The organism is Amycolatopsis sp. NPDC004378 (genome assembly GCF_053602455.1).
This window is the reverse complement of record NZ_JBSGDR010000008.1, coordinates 232411-248193: the sequence shown is the minus strand read 5'-3', so window position 1 is coordinate 248193 and position 15783 is coordinate 232411. Positions and strand designations below refer to the sequence as shown.

Sequence of the window (15783 nt, the reverse complement as noted above, 5' to 3'; positions counted from 1 at the left end):
AGATAATTCCACGCCTGATAGTTCGCTGTCAAACTATCAGGCGACGAATAGTGCTGGCATCGAATAAGCTGGGCCGGTGAGTGACGAAGACGCCGTCGACGCCGTCGTGTCGGCCTGGCAACGCGAACGCCCCGACCTTGACCTGACCGCCATCGGTGTGGCCGGCCGGCTCGGGCGGCTGAGCCTCGTGCTCGGGCCGGCCCAGGAGCGCGTGTTCGGCAAGTTCGGCCTGCAACGCGGGGAGTTCGACGTCCTGGCCGCGCTCCGCCGGTCGGGGTCGCCGTACACGCTGATCCCGTCCGAGCTGTCCGCGACGCTGATGATGTCCCGCGCCGGCATGACCAGCCGCCTCGACCGGCTGGAGAAGGCCGGGTTCGTCGAGCGCGCGCTCGACCCGAACGACCGGCGCAGCTTCCGGATCCGGTTGACCGACAAGGGTTTCGAGGCCGTCGACGCCGCGATGACCGAGCACACGGCGAACGTCACCGAGCTGTTGTCTTCCTTGGGGGGTAAGGAAATCACCCTGCTCGACGACGTCCTGCGCAAGCTCCTCGCCGCGTTCGACACGCCTTGAGCGCGAAGAAGGGCCTCCCCGGGCGAACCCGGGAAGGCCCTTCTCGCCGCGCCCGGCTCAGCAGGAAAGGTTGTCGCCCGTCGGGACGCCGAGGATCCCGGTGATCTGGGTGTACTTGTCGATCCGGCTCTGGACCTGGGCGGGGTTGCCGCCGTTGCACTCGATCGAGCCGTTGATGCTGCGGATGGTCTCGCCGAAGCCGCGCTGGTTCACCATCGCGTCGTGCGGGGTCATCGTGCCCGGGCCGGTCTGCGTGTTCCAGTACCAGAGGCCGGTCTTCCACGCGACGGCCGCGTCCTGTTCGACGAGGTAAGGGTTGTTGAGCAGGTCGATGCCGAGGTTGTCGCCCGCGGCCTTGTAGTTGAAGTTCCAGCTCAGCTGGATCGGGCCACGGCCGTAGTAGGCAGCCTGGCCGGCCGGGCAGCCGTAGGACTGGCTCGCGTCGCAGTAGTGCGGGTAGTTCGCGGTGTTCTGCTCGACGATGTAGACCAGCCCGCCGGTTTCGTGGTCGACGTTCGCGAGGAACGCGGCGGCTTCCTGCTTCTTCACGGTGTCGTCGCCGGTGTTCGCGAAGGCGGGGTACGCGGACAGGGCGTCGGTGAGGCCGCTGTAGGTGTAGAAGCTGTTGCGGCCCGGGAAGATCTGGTTGAACTGGGCCTCGCTGACGACGAACGAGGCGTCGGCGGCGGCGGACGCGGTCGTGCCGGGCAGGACGATGGCCGCGGCCGCGGCGGCGAGCGCGCTCACCGCCACTCCGGCGCGCTTCAGGAACCGGGGGATAGACATTCGGGACTCCTCTTGATCACGCCGGTCGTGCGCGGTCCGACCGAGCCGAATGGGCTACTCCAAGAGGTATAGACCAATCACTATCGTGTGAAAAGTTTTCCGAATAAGAGGGCGCGATCGGAGCAGTGGGCACTGCGGCAAATGGCAGAGGGTGAGAGCCGATTGGGTTGAACGGGTGATGAACGACCGGACAAGGATCGGCCACTCTCTACTTTGAGTATGAGCGTTCCGCCTTCCGCAACACCCACTCGGGTGGCGAAGTGAACCGCGGGGGTGCCCGGATCGTGTTCTCGGTTGGGCGATACCCTCGGCCACCGAGTCGACAGGGACCTCCGGGCCTTGACACACTCGGTAGTTTTTTGACCAGTAGCACGCAGCGTCTCACTCGTATGGGTGAGACTTTGGGTGAAGACACTGCGCTCGTCACTCGCGGGAGGCACTCCGGTGCGCAACCCAGGTCAACTCCTGATGCGGTCCACGCTGCGCGGATTCCGCGCGGCCGCCGTCGTCGCGCTCGCCCCGGCCGGGCTGCTCCTGGCCGGCGCCGGCAGCGCGTTCGCCGACGCGACGACCGTGCAGGCCGACACCAACGCGGAAGCCTTCGGCGTGCTCGGCCCGGTCGGGCTGGTCGCGGTCGCGCTCGGCATCGTCGGCATGACGCTGGGAGTGCTGCGCCAGCGCCGCAAGACCCGCGAAGCCGCGGCGACGGCGGCGCAAGCCCCGGCCGCACCACCGGTCGACCCGAGGGTGGCGGCCCCGGAGGTCCGAGGCCCGGTCACGGCAATGGCCGAGGCGGTCCTGGCCGACCCCGACGCGACGCCGACCCGCCCGCTGTTCACCCAGCGCCCGCACGCCTGACCCAGCCTCTCCGCAGGGAGTACCCGGCTGGAGGCGCTCGCCGCGGGACGGCCCTGCTGTGGCCGAGAACCGGCCGGAGGTCCCGGCTCGCGCGCCGCGGGGCGGCCCTGCCCACCGCCGAGAACCTGACTGAGGTCCCCGCTCGCCGCGGGCGACCCCCCAGTCCCGGCGAGAACCGGCCGGAAGTTCTCGGCGTCGCTCGCCGCAGGACGGCCCTGCGTCGCCGCGGAGAACCCCGGCCGTCCTTGGGGGAAACCCCAAGGCTGGGCCCCCTCCGCGCCCGCTGCCGCCCCGGGCCTGGAAGAATCCTTGCGTGTCCGATGAGCAGACCGTCGCCGCCGCACGTCGTCCGCGGGTTCTTTCCGGGATCCAGCCGACCGCCGACTCGTTCCACCTCGGGAACTACCTCGGTGCGCTGCGCCAGTGGGTGCGGCTGCAGGACACCCACGAGTGCTTCTACAGCGTCGTCGACCTGCACGCCATCACCGTCGAGCAGGACCCGAAGGTGCTGCGGCAGCGCACCCGCGTCTCGGCCGCGCAGCTGCTCGCCATCGGTATCGACCCGCAGCGCACCGCGCTGTTCGTGCAGAGCCACGTCCCGGAGCACGCCCAGCTGAGCTGGGTCATGGAGTGCCAGACCGGCTTCGGCGAGGCCGGCCGGATGACGCAGTTCAAGGACAAGTCCGCGAAGCAGGGCTCCGACCGCTCCAGCGTCGGCCTCTTCACCTACCCGGTCCTGCAGGCCGCGGACATCCTGCTCTACCAGGCCGACGCGGTCCCGGTCGGCGAGGACCAGCGCCAGCACCTCGAGCTGACGCGCGACCTCGCGCAGCGCTTCAACAACCGGCTGGGCGCCACGTTCGTCGTGCCGGAGCCGTACATCATCAAGGACACGGCGAAGATCTACGACCTCCAGGACCCGACGGCCAAGATGAGCAAGTCGGCGCCCACCGTCAACGGCCTGATCGAGCTGCTCGACGACCCGAAGCGCTCGGCGAAGAAGATCCGCTCGGCGGTCACCGACACCGGCCGTGAGGTCAGGTTCGACCCCGAGAACAAGGCGGGCGTCTCGAACCTGCTGACCATCTACTCGGCGTTGAGCGAGCGGACGATCCCCGACCTCGAAGCCGCGTACGAGGGCAAGGGCTACGGCGACCTGAAGAAGGACCTCGGCGAGCTGTTCGTCGAGTGGGTCACGCCCATCCAGGAGCGCGCCAAGTCCTATTTGGACGATGTCGCCGAGCTCGACAAGGTGCTCGCCGCGGGCGCCGAGCGAGCCCGTGAGGTGGCCTCGAAGACCCTGGCCAAGACCTACCGCCGGATCGGGTTCCTGCCGCCGGTGCGGTGAAGCTGCTCCTGCTGAACGGCCCGCCGGGCAGCGGCAAGTCGACGCTCGCCCGGCGGTACGCCGACGACCACCCGCCGGCGCTGGCCCTCGACGTCGACCGGCTCCGCGCGATGGTGGGCGGCTGGCGCGCGGAGCCGGGCCACGCGGGCCTGTTGGCGCGTGACGTCGCCGTCGCGGCCGCGCGGGCGCACCTGATCGCGGGGCACGACGTCGTCGTGCCGCAGCTGGTCGCCCGGCCGGGCTTTCCGGAACGGCTCGAGGAACTGGCCCGCGAGACGCAGGCGACCTTCCACGAGTTCGTGCTCCTGCCGGGGCGCGAAGTGGCTCGTCAACGCTTCACCGAGCGTGGGACGTCGGAGATCGAGACCGTCGTGCCGCTGGGCGGGTCCGAACTGGACGCGGCCTACGACGCCGTCGAGGCGTTCGCCGCGAGCCGCGGGGTGCCGGCCCTCACCGCCGAGGACGCCTACCCGGGCCTGCTCGCCTCCCTCGCGTAGGCCGCTCGCGTTGCGGGAGTCACGGGCCGTGGTTAGCGTTTCACAGTGGCGAACGAAGAGAAGGAAAAGCTCCTGCCGCGGTTGCGGCGGAAGTACCCGTGGCTCGACCACCTGATCCGCGCCAACGACGCCTTCACCGAGCGGTACGGCAACCACTACGCCGCCGCGATCACCTACTTCAGCGTGCTGTCGGTGTTTCCGCTGTTCATGGTGGGCTTCGCCGTGTTCGGGCTGGTCGTCAACCACGACCAGGCGATCATCCACAACATCACCCAGAGCATCAACGACTCCGTGCCCGAGGGCCTGCGCGGTCTCGTCATGAGCATCGTGAACGGCGCGGTCGACTCCGGGGGCGGGATCGGGATCTTCGGTCTCCTCCTCGCCCTCTACTCCGGTATCGGCTGGATGTCGAACCTGCGGGACGCGCTCACCGCGCAGTGGGGCCAGGAAAAGCAGTCGCAGCCGATCGTCAAGCAGACGCTCAAGGACCTCGTCGCGTTGATCGGGCTCGGCGTCGCGTTGGCCGTCTCGTTCGCGCTGACCGCCGTCGGCGGGTTCGTGGGGCACAGCCTGCTCAAGCTCGTCGGGCTCGAAGGGGCCGGCTGGGCGAACTTCCTGCTCCGCGTCGCGACGATCGTCCTCGGCCTGCTCGCCAACACCCTCGTCTTCCTCTGGGTGATCGCGCGGCTGCCGCGTGAGCGGGTCGCACTGCGCAGTGCCGTGAAGGGCGCCGTGGTCGCGTCCGTCGGGTTCGTCGTCCTGCAGCAGGTCGCCACCGTCTACCTGGCGAGCGTCACGAAGTCGCCCGCGGCCGCGATCTTCGGGCCGGTCATCGGGTTGCTCGTGTTCGCGAACCTCGTCTCGCGCTTCCTCCTGCTCATCACGGCCTGGACCGCGACGGCGAAGGAGAACGAGCGCCGGGTCGTCGTGCCCCCGCCGCCAGTGCGGCTCGAGCAGAGCGTCACGGTCCAGCGCGGACCGGGCCTGGGTGCCGTCGCGGGTGCGTTCAGCGCCGGTGCGCTGCTCGCGTGGCTCGGGGGCCGCCGCAAGCCTTGACAGCGAGCACGGCGGTAAAGAAACTGAACCGGTAAGAAATCTGAACCGGAGGTTTCATGCTGGACGCCGCCCGCGAGTGCGCCGCGCTCGCCCGGACGCTCGCACCCGTCACCGAACGGCAGCGCGCCCTGCCCGCCGAACTGGTCGCGAAGCTGACCGACGCCCAGCTCCTGCGCAGCGGCGTCCCGGGCTACCTCGGCGGCCCCGAAGCGCCGCCGGCGCTCAGCCTCGAAACAGCCGAGACGGTCGCGCGCGGCGACGCGTCGGCGGGCTGGTGCGTCTCGATCGCCGTGACGAGCAGCCTGCTCTCGGCCTACGCGCCGCGTAAGTGCGCCGAGGAGGTCTTCGGGGACCCGCGCACGGTCGCGGCGGGCGTCTGGGCACCGCGCGGCACCGGCGAGAAGGTCAACGGCGGCTACACCGTCTCCGGCCGCTGGGCGTTCTGCAGCGGTATCCCGCACTGTGACTGGCTTTTCGCCGGGTTCGTGCACGAGGGCGCGCTGTCCGTGGCGGCGCTGCCGAAGGCCGACATCGAGGTGCTCGACACCTGGCACACCACCGGCCTGCGCGGCACCGGCAGCCACGACTGCGTCGCCGACGACCTGTTCGTCCCCGAGCACCGCGTCTTCTCGGTGCTGGGCGGGCCGCCGGAAGAAGCCGTTGCGCTGCACCGGTTCCCGCTCTTCGGCTACTTCGCGCTGTCGGTCGCGGCGGCCGCGCTCGGCAACGCGCGCGGCGCGATCGACGACCTCGTCGAGCTCGCCTCGACGCGCAGGCCGCTCGGCTCCAGCCGGTCGCTCGCCGAACGGTCGCAGACACAAGCCGCGGTCGCCGAGGCCGAGGCCGCCCTGCGCGCCGCGCGGTTGCTGTATTACACGAGCATCGACGACGCCTGGCAGGCCGCGCAAGGCACCGAACCCGTGCCGGACCAGTTGAAACTCGGTCTGCGCCTGGCCGCCACGCACGTCACGCGCACGGCCGCGAAGGTCGCCGAAAGCATGTACGACCTCGGCGGCGGCGCCGCGATCTACGAGACTTCGCCGCTGCAGCGCCGGTTCCGCGACGCCCACACGGCGACCGCGCACTTCCAGGTCAACCCGGCCAGCTTCGAGCTGTCCGGCAAGCTCCTGCTGGGCGTGCCCGCCCGCACCGAACAGCTCTGAGGAGTCCCGTGCCCGTCAACGCCCAGTACCGCCTCGCCGCCCGCCCGGCCGCCGGGCTGCCGAAGGACACCGACTGGCAGTACACCGAGGAAGCCGTCCCGTCGCCCGGCGAAGGGGAGTTCCTGGTCGAGGTCCAGTACCTCTCGCTCGACCCCGCGATGCGCACCTGGATGAACGCCGGCCGCTCGTACGTGCCGCCGGTCGGGATCGGCGAGGTGATGCGCGCGGCCGGCATCGGGGAGGTCGTCGAGTCGCGCCACCCCGGGTTCACGGCCGGGCAGCACGTCTTCGGCACCTTCGGCGTCCAGAACTTCGCGGTCTCCGACGGCAAGGACGTCCAGGTCGTCGACACCTCGCGCGCCCCGGCGCCGACGTTCCTCGGCACGCTCGGGATCAGCGGGATCACCGCCTACTTCGGGCTCTTCGACGTCGGACGGCCCGAGCCGGGCCAGACGGTCGTGGTGTCCGCCGCGGCCGGGTCGGTCGGGATCGTCGCCGGGCAGCTCGCGAAGATCCACGGCTGCCGCGTCGTCGGCATCGCCGGCGGGCCGGAGAAGTGCCGGATGCTCGTCGAGGAGCACGGCTTCGACGCCGCCGTCGACCACCGCGCCGGGAACGTCCGCGCCGACCTCAAGGAGCACGCGCCCGACGGCATCGACGTCTTCTTCGACAACGTCGGCGGCGAGGTCCTCGAGGCGGCGCTGGCGCGGCTCGCGCGCGGCGCCCGCGTGGTGCTCAGCGGCGCGGTTTCCCAGTACAACAGCACCGAAGGGCCGCGCGGGCCGGCGAACTACATGCAGCTGCTGGTGCGGCGCGCGTCGATGACCGGGTTCGTCGTCTTCGACTACGCCGACCGGTACGCCGAAGCGGTCGACGCACTCGCCGGCTGGCTGCGCGAAGGCAAGCTGAAGTCGCGCGAGGACGTCGTCGCGGGCGGGATCGCGAAGTTCCCGGAGACGCTGCTTAAGCTGTTCCGCGGCGAGAACACCGGCAAGCTGGTGCTCGCGCTGTGACCGACCTGCGGCACCGGTTCACCGCGGACTCGGTCGGGCGCGCGCTCGACCTGGTCGGCGAGCGGTGGAGCCTGCTCATCCTGCGCGAGTCGTTCTTCGGCGTGCGGCGCTACGGCGAATTCGCGCGCCACCTGTCGATCCCGCGCCCGACGCTGTCGGCCCGGCTGAAGACCCTCGTCGACGCGGGCGTGCTCGAGCGCGTCGACCCCGTGCCCGAGTACGTGCTGACGAAGGCGGGGCGCGACCTGTTCGGCGCGGTCGTCACCCTCATGCAGTGGGGCGACAAGCACCTCGCCGGGCCGGAAGGACCGCCGATCCTGCTGCGGCACAAGGACTGCGGCGAGATCGCCGACACGTATGTCGCGTGTGGACACTGCGGGGGCGCGATCGCCACCGACAAGGTGACCCCCGAGCCGGGCCCGGGGTTCCGCTAGCCCGCGGCCTTCTTGCGCTGGTGCCCGACGACGAACCCGCCGACGATGATCAGGAACACCACCAGCGTGATGATCCAGCCGGTCGTGCCGAACGGGTCCTCCTTGGCGGCGGCCGCGGTCGAGGACGTCCCGCTGCCGCCGGTGCCGTCGGCGAGCGACGTCGGGTTGTTGCCCTGCGGCGTCGCCTGGGCGTTCTGGTAGTCGATCTTGCCGACCGGCTCGGCGTGGTCGGCCTCCAGCGCGAAGCCGTAGTCGAGCAGCTTGGCGGCCTGGTCGACCACCCGCGTCGGCTTCTGCTCGGCGCGCAGCATGACGACCGCGAGCCGCTTGCCCTTCTGCTGCGCCGCGCCGACGTAGGTGTGGCGGGCGTCGTCGGTGAAGCCGGTCTTGCCGCCGAGGAAGCCGGGGTAGACGCCGAGCAGCTTGTTGTCGTTGAAGATCGGGATGGCGGGCTTGCCGCCGGTCGCCGGGATTTCGAAGTTCTTCGTCGAGACGGTCTTCGCGAACTCCGGCTGCTTCATCGCGTAGTGGAAGATCAGGCTGAGGTCGTAGGCCGAGGTCGACATGCCCGGCCCGTCGAGCCCCGACGGCGTCGCGGTGCGCGTGTCGAGCGCGCCGATGCGGGCCGCGAGCGCGTTCATCTTCGCCACCGCCGCGTCGACCCCGCCGAGCTGCGTGGCGAAGGCGTGCGCGACGTCGTTGCCCGAGTGCATCAGCAGGCCGTGCAGCAGCTGGTCGACGGTGTACTGCCCGCCGGCGACGAGCCCGACGCAGGTGCACTCCTGCTCGGCGTCCTCCTTCGTCGCGACGACGACCTGCTGCGGGTTCAGCTGGGTGACGACGACGAGCGCGAGCAGCGTCTTGATCAGCGACGCCGGCCGCTCGCGGGCGTGCGGGTCCTTCGCCGCGATGATCGCGCCGGTGTCGAGGTCCTGCACCACCCACGAGGCCGCGGTGTTGCCGTCCGGCGGGTTGAGCGCGCCCTGCGGGGTGATCAGGCCGCACTCGGCCATCCGCGGGCCGCCGACCGGGTCGGCGGGCACGGCGAGCGGCGCCGGGGCCTGGCGGCCCGGGGCCGGCTTTTCCGACGTGTCGACCGGCGCCGGCGGGGCCTGCCGGTTCGCGCACTGGCCCTGCTGCGGCGCCGCGGCCGCGAAGGCCGGCGTGCTCAGGGCCAGGAGGGCGGCGGCGAGCGTCGTCGTGAGGACCTTGAGCGACCGGGAAACAGCGGAGTGCACCCACGCAATCTAGCGCCGCGGCCCGGGCCGCATACTCAGGGGCATGCGCATTTCGCGAGGCACGTCGCTGTTCCTGCTGGCCTTCGGCGTGTGGTCCTGGATCATCTGGATCACGTTCGCCAAGAACCTGTGGGACAGCGACCGGTCCTGGACGCCCGACGGCTCGCCGACGGCGTACTTCGTGGTGCACGCGGTGCTGACCGTGGTGTCGTTCGTGCTGGGCACGATCATCGGCGTGCTGGGGTGGCGCGGGGTGCGTGCGCGGGCCGCTTCCTGACTTTGGTCGGTGGCGCGGTCCCCGGGGCCGGTTTAGGTTGACGCCACTGACTCTGGAGGTGGAATGTCCCGTTTACGCCGAATGGCGGCCCCGTTGGCACTGGTCGTCGGGGGCGGCCTGTTCGCCGCGGCACCGGCGGCCGAGGCCGCGCCGGTCGCCTGCGACACGACGAGCACGCCGTACACCTACGTGGTGACCTACCAGCCGGGCACGCGCGCGTCGGCGGTCGACAAGGAGCTGGCGGCCAAGTGCGGCACGAAGGTGGCGTACTACGGCGAGATCGGCGTCGCGATCGCCAGCTCGCGCAACGCGGACTTCCAGCAGAAGATCGGCGTCTACCGGGCTTATTCGGGCGGCAAGGACGTGGCTTCCGCCGCTTCGGCCCGGTCCTCGCTGGGGGCGGTCCGGACGCTGGAGGACACGCGGTCCGTCACCGCGGCGGGTGACCTTTCGGCGCAGCAGTGGGACATGAAGGCGATCCACGCGCCCGAGGCGAACAAGGTCTACCAGGGCAGCTCGTCGGTGACGGTGGGCGTGCTGGACTCGGGCATCGACGCCACGCACCCGGCTCTCCGTGCCGCTGTTTCGCCTTCTTCGTCGGCGGGCTGCGTCACGGGCGCCCCTGACCTGACGCCGGCCTCGTGGGCCCCGACGACGTCCGACCACGGAACGCACGTGGCGGGCACGATCGCGGGCAAGGACCCGGCAGCGGGCTTCACGGGCATCGCGCCGGGGGTCCGCCTGGCCTCGGTGAAGGTGGTCAACGACGACGGCTACATCTTCCCGGAGTCGGCCGTCTGCGGCTTCGTGTGGGCGGCCAAGCACGGCTTCCAGGTGACGAACAACAGCTACTACATCGACCCGGGCATGTTCTTCTGCTCGCACGAGCCGGGCGACGCGGCGGCATACGAGGCGGTGCGTCGGGCGATCGAGTTCTCGACGCGCCACGGCGTTCTGAACGTCTCGGCGGCCGGCAACTCGGGCTTCGACACCCGGACGCAGACCACGGACCCGAACCGCCCGCACCCGGTGGATTCGTCGTGCGGCATCCTGCCGAAGGCGATCGACGGCGTGGTGACGGTGTCATCGGTGGGCTACGCGGGCACGAAGTCCTCGTTCAGCAACTACGGCGAGATCGACGTGACGGCCCCCGGTGGGGACTTCTCCCAGCAGCCTCCTGACGGCGCCGGTCCGGCCTGCCCCCTCTCGACGACGGTGTTCGGCGGGCCCTATGGCTCGAAGTGCGGAACGTCGATGGCTTCGCCGCACGCTGCCGGCGTCGCGGCACTGCTGGCATCGAAGTTCCGCGGCCTGCCGCCGCAGCTGCTTTCCCGGCTCCTGACAGGCGAGGCCGACCCGGTGAAGTGCGCATCGGCGGAGACGGAGTGCACAGGCCCGGCGAAGAACAACTCGTACTACGGCCACGGCCTGGTGAACGCCCTGGACGCGGTGCGCTGACCGTGAGACGAAGGGCTCCTCGTCCGATGTGGACGAGGAGCCCTTCACTTATCTGGACCACTGAACGCTTTCTTCGCCTGACCGAGTGTAATTTCGCAGCGGAGGAGAGCTGTTTTCCCGCGCCCGGTGTAACCTGACCGGACCAACTGGCCCGAACAAAGAGCCACCGGGAACGGCGGCTCGGGAATGGATTTCCATGTCAGGCGGCTCCGAGACGGGTGGCAACTGATCGTTTCGATCGGTGCTCCGCAGCCCGGACCGCCTTGGTGGCTCCGGGCTTTCTCGTGTCAGGACTGCGAATAGTCGGCGACGAACCCCATCCGCTGGTTCATCTCGGGTTCGCGCGCGGAGAACTCGACGATCACGTCTTGGCCGCGCCGGAGCCGCTGCAGGTTCTGGGCACCCTGGTTTCGCACCTTGAAGGCGTTGGGGTACCGGATGTTCCGGAAGATCACCCGGTGTTCGAACTGCCCGATTTCCTTGGCGAAGAGCACGTCGAAGCTCTCCGGACTCGTGCCGTTCATCAGGTCCGCCGAGAATCCCGGCCAGTCCCACTCGACCGTGACGAGGTCGCCGGCCTGGACCACGGAACCCAGGTGGATGTAGATGTCCAGCCGGGGCTTTCCTTCCCGCGAGAACGTCCACACGGAGGTGGCGTTCGCCCGTGTGCGCTCTTCGGTGTCGTCCTCCCCGGCATGGAACGCCTTGCACTGCACCTTCCGCCTGGCCCGGTTCGTCAGGCGGGTGCTCCCGTAGTAGACGAGGTTGACCGAGACGTACCGGAGAGTGCCGTTGGAAGCGGCGTCGAGGACCAGTTCGCGCCGGCATCGGGCGTCGCCGTTCTCGTCGACGACCACTTCTTGCCGCCATTCCCGCACCGCGAGGGGTGAAGTGGAGTGCATTTGGTCGGCGTAGGTGTGCAAGAGCTGTTCAATGTGCTTGAGCTGGCTGCGCAGTCGTTGCGTCCCAGCGAAGGAAATGGCGCTGACCAGCACGAACAGGCCGGCCGCCAAGGTCGCGAAGGTGATCCGGAGCCAAGTCAGCCCGAGGATCTGGCCGAGCAGGCCGACGGTTCCGAGGGAGGCCAGTGCTCCGGCCAGCGCGCGGAAGTAGCCGTGCCGGAAAACGTACTCTTCGAGATCTGCGACCAGGGGCACCAACCGGCGCGCGACGAGTCTCCGGATGTCCGAAGCAGCACCCATTGCGCTCGCATTCCGTAGTCGGCCCGTAGAGAGACCGTTCCCACCAGCAACTCTTCACGTTAGCCCAACTACGCACCGTTTCCCAGGAGCGCAACAAACGAAGGGCCCTCCGACATAGTCGCCGGAGGGCCCTTCGATGTTGCGGAAGGTGTCAGACGCGCTTGAAGAGCAGCGCGCGCTTCACTTCCTGGATCGCCTTCGTCACCTGGATCCCGCGGGGGCAGGCGTCGGTGCAGTTGAACGTCGTGCGGCAGCGCCAAACGCCTTCGCCGTCGTTCAGGATGTCCAGGCGCTCCTCCGAGCCCTCGTCACGCGAGTCGAAGATGAACCGGTGCGCGTTGACGATCGCCGCGGGGCCGAAGTACGAGCCGTCGTTCCAGTACACCGGGCACGACGACGTGCAGCAGGCGCACAGGATGCACTTCGTCGTGTCGTCGAAGCGGTCGCGGTCGGCCTGGGACTGGATCCGCTCGCGCGTCGGCTCGTTCCCGTACGTGATCAGGTACGGCTTGATCGCGCGGTACGCCTCGAAGAACGGGTCCATGTCGACGTACAGGTCCTTCAACGTCGTCAGGCCCTTGATCGGGGCGATCGTGATCGTCGTCTTCTTGCCGTCCTTCTCGAGCAGGTCCTTCATCAGGACCTTGCACGCCAGGCGGTTGATGCCGTTGATCTGCATCGCGTCGGAGCCGCACACGCCGTGCGCGCACGACCGGCGGAACGAGAACGTCCCGTCGATGTAGTCCTTCACGTAGAACAGCAGGTTCAGCAGCCGGTCGGTGCGCTGCGCCGGGACGTCGTAGGACTCCCAGTGCGGCTCCGTGTCGACCTCCGGGTTGAACCGGAGGATCTTCAGCGTGACCGTGATCGGGGTGTGCTCGTCCGAGGCAGAAGACGAAGGAGCTTCGGCAACGCTAGTCATCAGTACTTCCGCTCCATCGGCTCGTAGCGGGTGAAGGTGACCGGCTTGTAGTCGAGCCGGATGTCGGACGCCAGACCGGTGCCCTGCTTGTAGGCCATGGTGTGCCGCATGAAGTTCGTGTCGTCGCGGGTCGGGTAGTCCTCGCGGGCGTGGCCGCCGCGGGACTCCTTGCGGGCCAGCGCGCCCACGACCAGGACCTCGGCCAGCTCCAGCAGGAAGCCCAGCTCGACGGCCTCGAGCAGGTCGGTGTTGTACCGCTTGCCCTTGTCCGCCACCGTGATCCGCTGGTACCGCTCCTTCAGCGCCTGGACGTCGGTCAGCGCCTGCTTCAGCGTGTCCTCGGTCCGGTACACCGAAGCGTGCGAGTCCATCGTCTGCTGCATTTCCTTGCGGATGTCGGCGACGCGCTCGTCACCGTGCTCCGACAGCAGGCCCGCCAGCTGCTCTTCCACCAGCTGGGTCGGGTTCTCCGGCAGCTCGACGTGCTCGTGCGCCAGCGCGTACTCCGCGGCCGCGATGCCGGCGCGGCGGCCGAACACGTTGATGTCCAGCAGCGAGTTCGTGCCCAGGCGGTTCGAGCCGTGCACGGACACGCACGCGACCTCGCCCGCCGCGTACAGGCCGGGGATGACGTTCTCGTTGTCCCGCAACGCTTCGCCGTGCACGTTGGTCGGGATCCCGCCCATCACGTAGTGGCAGGTCGGGAACACCGGCACCGGCTCCTTGACCGGGTCGACGCCCAGGTAGGTGCGCGAGAACTCGGTGATGTCCGGCAGCTTGGTCTCGAGGACCTCGACCGGCAGGTGCGTGACGTCGAGGACGACGTAGTCCTTGTTCGGGCCGCACCCGCGGCCCTGCAGCACTTCCTGCACCATCGAGCGCGCCACGATGTCGCGCGGCGCGAGGTCCTTGATGGTGGGGGCGTAGCGCTCCATGAACCGCTCGCCGGAGGCGTTGCGCAGGATCCCGCCTTCGCCGCGGACGGCTTCGGAAATGAGAATGCCCAGGCCCGCGAGGCCGGTCGGGTGGAACTGGAAGAACTCCATGTCCTCCAGCGGCAGGCCCTTGCGGAAGATGATGCCGAGGCCGTCACCGGTGAGGGTGTGCGCGTTCGACGTCGTCTTGAAGATCTTGCCCGCGCCGCCGGTGGCGAACACGATCGACTTCGCCTGGAAGACGTGCAGCTCGCCGGTGGCCAGCTCGTAGGCGACGACGCCGGAGGCGATCGGGTTGCCGTTCTCGTCCTCCGACGTGATCAGGTCGAGCACGTAGAACTCGTTGAAGAACTCCGTGCCGTACTTGACGCAGTTCTGGTACAGCGTCTGGAGGATCATGTGCCCGGTGCGGTCCGCGGCGTAGCAGGCGCGGCGCACCGCGGCCTTGCCGTGGTCACGCGTGTGCCCGCCGAAGCGGCGCTGGTCGATCTTGCCCTCGGGCGTCCGGTTGAACGGCAGGCCCATCTTCTCCAGGTCGAGGACCGCGTCGATGGCTTCCTTGGCCATGATCTCCGCGGCGTCCTGGTCGACGAGGTAGTCGCCGCCCTTGACCGTGTCGAAGGTGTGCCACTCCCAGTTGTCCTCTTCGACGTTCGCCAGCGCGGCGCACATGCCGCCCTGGGCCGCGCCGGTGTGGGACCGGGTCGGGTAGAGCTTGGTGAGGACCGCGGTGCGGGCGCGCTGGCCGGACTCGATGGCCGCGCGCATGCCGGCGCCGCCGGCGCCGACGATCACCACGTCGTACTTGTGGAACTGCATGGTGGGAGCTCTCCGGGCTTCAGTTCGCGGGCATGTTCGGGTCGAAGGTGAAGATCACCATCGTGCCGACGGCCAGGATCAGCGCCATGGACACGTACAGCACGATCTTCAGCCAGAACCGCGTGCTGTCCTTGCGCGCGTAGTCGTCGATGATGGTCCGCAGGCCGTTGCCGCCGTGGATCTCGGCGAGCCAGAGCATGGCCAGGTCCCAGAACTGCCAGAACGGCGAGGCCCAGCGGCCGGCGACGAAGCCCCAGTTGATCCGGTGGACGCCGCCGTCGAGGATGTTCATGATCAGCAGGTGGCCGAGCACCAGGATGATCAGCGCCAGGCCCGAGATCCGCATGAACAGCCAGCTGTAGAGCTCGAAGTTGCTGCGGCGCGCGGCGGGACGCTTCGGCGTGCGGGGGTTCGCGAGGGCGAGGTCGGCCATGTCAGTTACCCCCGAAGAGCGTTTCGACGGTGCGCTTCAGCATGAAGAACGCACCGGGGACCATCACGACGACCCAGACCACGCCGATGACCCACAGCATCGCCTTCTGCAGCTTCGGGCCCTTCGACCAGAAGTCGACCAGCATGACGCGGATGCCGTTGAGAGCGTGGAACAGCACCGCGCCGACGAGGCCGACCTCCAGGAGGTTCACGATCGGCGTCTTGTAGGTCTCGATGACCTGGTCGTAGGTGTTCGGCGACACGCGCACGAGCGCGGTGTCGAGCACGTGCACGAACAGGAAGAAGAATGTGAGCACGCCGGTGATGCGGTGCAGCACCCAGGACCACATGCCGGGGTCACCCCGGTAGAAGGTCCCCTGCCGGCGTGAGGCACCCGCCCGATCGCTCGCGCCTGCCTCGGGGGCAGTGCTCGCCGTGGTGGACATCGGTGAACGGCCTCCAACGTCTGACTATGTGCCCGGTGGCCGTGAGGTCCGCAGTCGCCGTGAAGCGGCGGCAGTGCCGAGATCAACGTCATCGAGCCTGGATGAATCGGATGCTAGACCCGCACCCGGCACGCGGCTCACCTCCGGGTTCCTGTCTGTGATGGACCAGACACCGGTATTCCCGCCCCACCACCCGGCGGTGTGGCGCAGCACACTCGGCCGTGCGGCCCAACTGTCCACGCTCCTCACTGGTGATCCGATCTCTGCAGCATCTGATATCTGATGCGCTAGGCCGATAGGCTGGTACGTCCGGTTTGTTGTTGAC

17 protein-coding genes are annotated in these 15783 nt (G+C 69.2%); 10 read left to right on the top strand and 7 right to left on the bottom strand.

Annotation, left to right across the window (positions count from 1 at the left end):
• Positions 1-76: 76 nt before the first annotated feature.
• Complete coding sequence (locus ACWEN0_RS24685; protein ID WP_451977814.1) at positions 77-574, top strand: MarR family winged helix-turn-helix transcriptional regulator; 498 nt, start codon at positions 77-79, stop codon at positions 572-574.
• Positions 575-631: 57 nt separating this feature from the next.
• Here the strand turns inward: ACWEN0_RS24685 and ACWEN0_RS24680 are convergent, their stop codons facing one another.
• Positions 632-1360: a chitinase gene (locus ACWEN0_RS24680; RefSeq protein ID WP_451977811.1), complete on the bottom strand. Its 729-nt coding sequence runs from the start codon at positions 1358-1360 to the stop codon at positions 632-634.
• A 468-nt stretch (positions 1361-1828) separates the two neighbouring features.
• Here ACWEN0_RS24680 and ACWEN0_RS24675 point away from each other — a divergent pair, with 468 nt between their 5' ends.
• The 7 genes from ACWEN0_RS24675 (at position 1829) to ACWEN0_RS24645 (ending at position 7729) form a co-directional block, all read left to right on the top strand.
• Positions 1829-2218 (top strand): hypothetical protein, encoded by a 390-nt coding sequence (locus ACWEN0_RS24675; RefSeq protein ID WP_451977808.1) that lies wholly within the window; start codon positions 1829-1831, stop codon positions 2216-2218.
• Positions 2219-2531: 313 nt separating this feature from the next.
• Positions 2532-3566, top strand: coding sequence for a tryptophan--tRNA ligase (gene trpS / locus ACWEN0_RS24670; protein WP_451977805.1), 1035 nt, complete (start codon positions 2532-2534; stop codon positions 3564-3566).
• A complete protein-coding gene (locus ACWEN0_RS24665; protein ID WP_451977802.1) occupies positions 3563-4063 on the top strand; it encodes an AAA family ATPase in 501 nt (166 codons plus the stop codon). The genes trpS and ACWEN0_RS24665 overlap by 4 nt, the downstream gene beginning before the upstream one ends.
• Positions 4064-4108: 45 nt before the next feature.
• A complete protein-coding gene (gene yhjD / locus ACWEN0_RS24660; protein ID WP_451977799.1) occupies positions 4109-5119 on the top strand; it encodes an inner membrane protein YhjD in 1011 nt (336 codons plus the stop codon).
• A 56-nt stretch (positions 5120-5175) separates the two neighbouring features.
• A complete protein-coding gene (locus tag ACWEN0_RS24655; RefSeq protein ID WP_451977796.1) occupies positions 5176-6282 on the top strand; it encodes an acyl-CoA dehydrogenase family protein in 1107 nt (368 codons plus the stop codon).
• Positions 6283-6290: 8 nt separating this feature from the next.
• Positions 6291-7295, top strand: coding sequence for an NADP-dependent oxidoreductase (locus tag ACWEN0_RS24650; RefSeq protein WP_451977794.1), 1005 nt, complete (start codon positions 6291-6293; stop codon positions 7293-7295).
• The gene (locus ACWEN0_RS24645; RefSeq protein WP_451977791.1) at positions 7292-7729 is read left to right on the top strand and encodes a winged helix-turn-helix transcriptional regulator; all 438 of its coding nucleotides are present in this window, start codon (positions 7292-7294) and stop codon (positions 7727-7729) included. The genes ACWEN0_RS24650 and ACWEN0_RS24645 overlap by 4 nt, the downstream gene beginning before the upstream one ends.
• On the opposite strand, the gene ACWEN0_RS24640 is transcribed toward ACWEN0_RS24645, so the two are convergent.
• Positions 7726-8967 carry a D-alanyl-D-alanine carboxypeptidase family protein gene (locus ACWEN0_RS24640; protein WP_451977788.1) on the bottom strand — a complete coding sequence of 414 codons (1242 nt, stop codon included), beginning with the start codon at positions 8965-8967 and terminating at the stop codon, positions 7726-7728. The two genes, ACWEN0_RS24645 and ACWEN0_RS24640, sit on opposite strands and share 4 nt — an antisense overlap.
• 43 nt (positions 8968-9010) lie before the next feature.
• Here ACWEN0_RS24640 and ACWEN0_RS24635 point away from each other — a divergent pair, with 43 nt between their 5' ends.
• Positions 9011-9244 (top strand): SCO4848 family membrane protein, encoded by a 234-nt coding sequence (locus ACWEN0_RS24635; protein ID WP_451977785.1) that lies wholly within the window; start codon positions 9011-9013, stop codon positions 9242-9244.
• Between the two features lie 63 nt (positions 9245-9307).
• On the top strand, positions 9308-10702 hold the full coding sequence (locus tag ACWEN0_RS24630; protein ID WP_451977782.1) for a S8 family peptidase: 1395 nt from the start codon (positions 9308-9310) through the stop codon (positions 10700-10702).
• 287 nt (positions 10703-10989) lie between these two features.
• On the opposite strand, the gene ACWEN0_RS24625 is transcribed toward ACWEN0_RS24630, so the two are convergent.
• From ACWEN0_RS24625 to sdhC, 5 genes are all read right to left on the bottom strand, one after another.
• Entirely contained in the window at positions 10990-11904 is a 915-nt protein-coding gene (locus ACWEN0_RS24625) for a hypothetical protein (RefSeq protein ID WP_451977779.1), read from the bottom strand.
• Between the two features lie 151 nt (positions 11905-12055).
• Positions 12056-12826 (bottom strand): succinate dehydrogenase iron-sulfur subunit, encoded by a 771-nt coding sequence (locus ACWEN0_RS24620; RefSeq protein WP_451977776.1) that lies wholly within the window; start codon positions 12824-12826, stop codon positions 12056-12058.
• Complete coding sequence (sdhA, locus tag ACWEN0_RS24615) at positions 12826-14580, bottom strand: succinate dehydrogenase flavoprotein subunit (protein ID WP_451977773.1); 1755 nt, start codon at positions 14578-14580, stop codon at positions 12826-12828. The genes ACWEN0_RS24620 and sdhA overlap by 1 nt, the downstream gene beginning before the upstream one ends.
• A 19-nt stretch (positions 14581-14599) precedes the next feature.
• A complete protein-coding gene (locus tag ACWEN0_RS24610; protein ID WP_451977770.1) occupies positions 14600-15013 on the bottom strand; it encodes a succinate dehydrogenase hydrophobic membrane anchor subunit in 414 nt (137 codons plus the stop codon).
• 1 nt (position 15014) lies between these two features.
• On the bottom strand, positions 15015-15458 hold the full coding sequence (gene sdhC / locus ACWEN0_RS24605) for a succinate dehydrogenase, cytochrome b556 subunit (RefSeq protein WP_285456018.1): 444 nt from the start codon (positions 15456-15458) through the stop codon (positions 15015-15017).
• Between the last annotated feature and the right edge of the window lie 325 nt (positions 15459-15783).

What these genes read in the sequence shown, in the direction of transcription:
- ACWEN0_RS24680 (WP_451977811.1), bottom strand. Translation starts at nt 1,360, where the DNA reads ATGTCTATCCCCCGGTTCCTGAAGCGCGCCGGAGTGGCGGTGAGCGCG.
- ACWEN0_RS24675 (WP_451977808.1), top strand. Translation starts at nt 1,829, where the DNA reads ATGCGGTCCACGCTGCGCGGATTCCGCGCGGCCGCCGTCGTCGCGCTC.
- ACWEN0_RS24655 (WP_451977796.1), top strand. Translation starts at nt 5,176, where the DNA reads ATGCTGGACGCCGCCCGCGAGTGCGCCGCGCTCGCCCGGACGCTCGCA.
- ACWEN0_RS24635 (WP_451977785.1), top strand. Translation starts at nt 9,011, where the DNA reads ATGCGCATTTCGCGAGGCACGTCGCTGTTCCTGCTGGCCTTCGGCGTG.
- ACWEN0_RS24630 (WP_451977782.1), top strand. Translation starts at nt 9,308, where the DNA reads ATGTCCCGTTTACGCCGAATGGCGGCCCCGTTGGCACTGGTCGTCGGG.
- ACWEN0_RS24625 (WP_451977779.1), bottom strand. Translation starts at nt 11,904, where the DNA reads ATGGGTGCTGCTTCGGACATCCGGAGACTCGTCGCGCGCCGGTTGGTG.
- ACWEN0_RS24620 (WP_451977776.1), bottom strand. Translation starts at nt 12,826, where the DNA reads ATGACTAGCGTTGCCGAAGCTCCTTCGTCTTCTGCCTCGGACGAGCAC.
- sdhA (WP_451977773.1), bottom strand. Translation starts at nt 14,580, where the DNA reads ATGCAGTTCCACAAGTACGACGTGGTGATCGTCGGCGCCGGCGGCGCC.
- ACWEN0_RS24610 (WP_451977770.1), bottom strand. Translation starts at nt 15,013, where the DNA reads ATGGCCGACCTCGCCCTCGCGAACCCCCGCACGCCGAAGCGTCCCGCC.
- sdhC (WP_285456018.1), bottom strand. Translation starts at nt 15,458, where the DNA reads ATGTCCACCACGGCGAGCACTGCCCCCGAGGCAGGCGCGAGCGATCGG.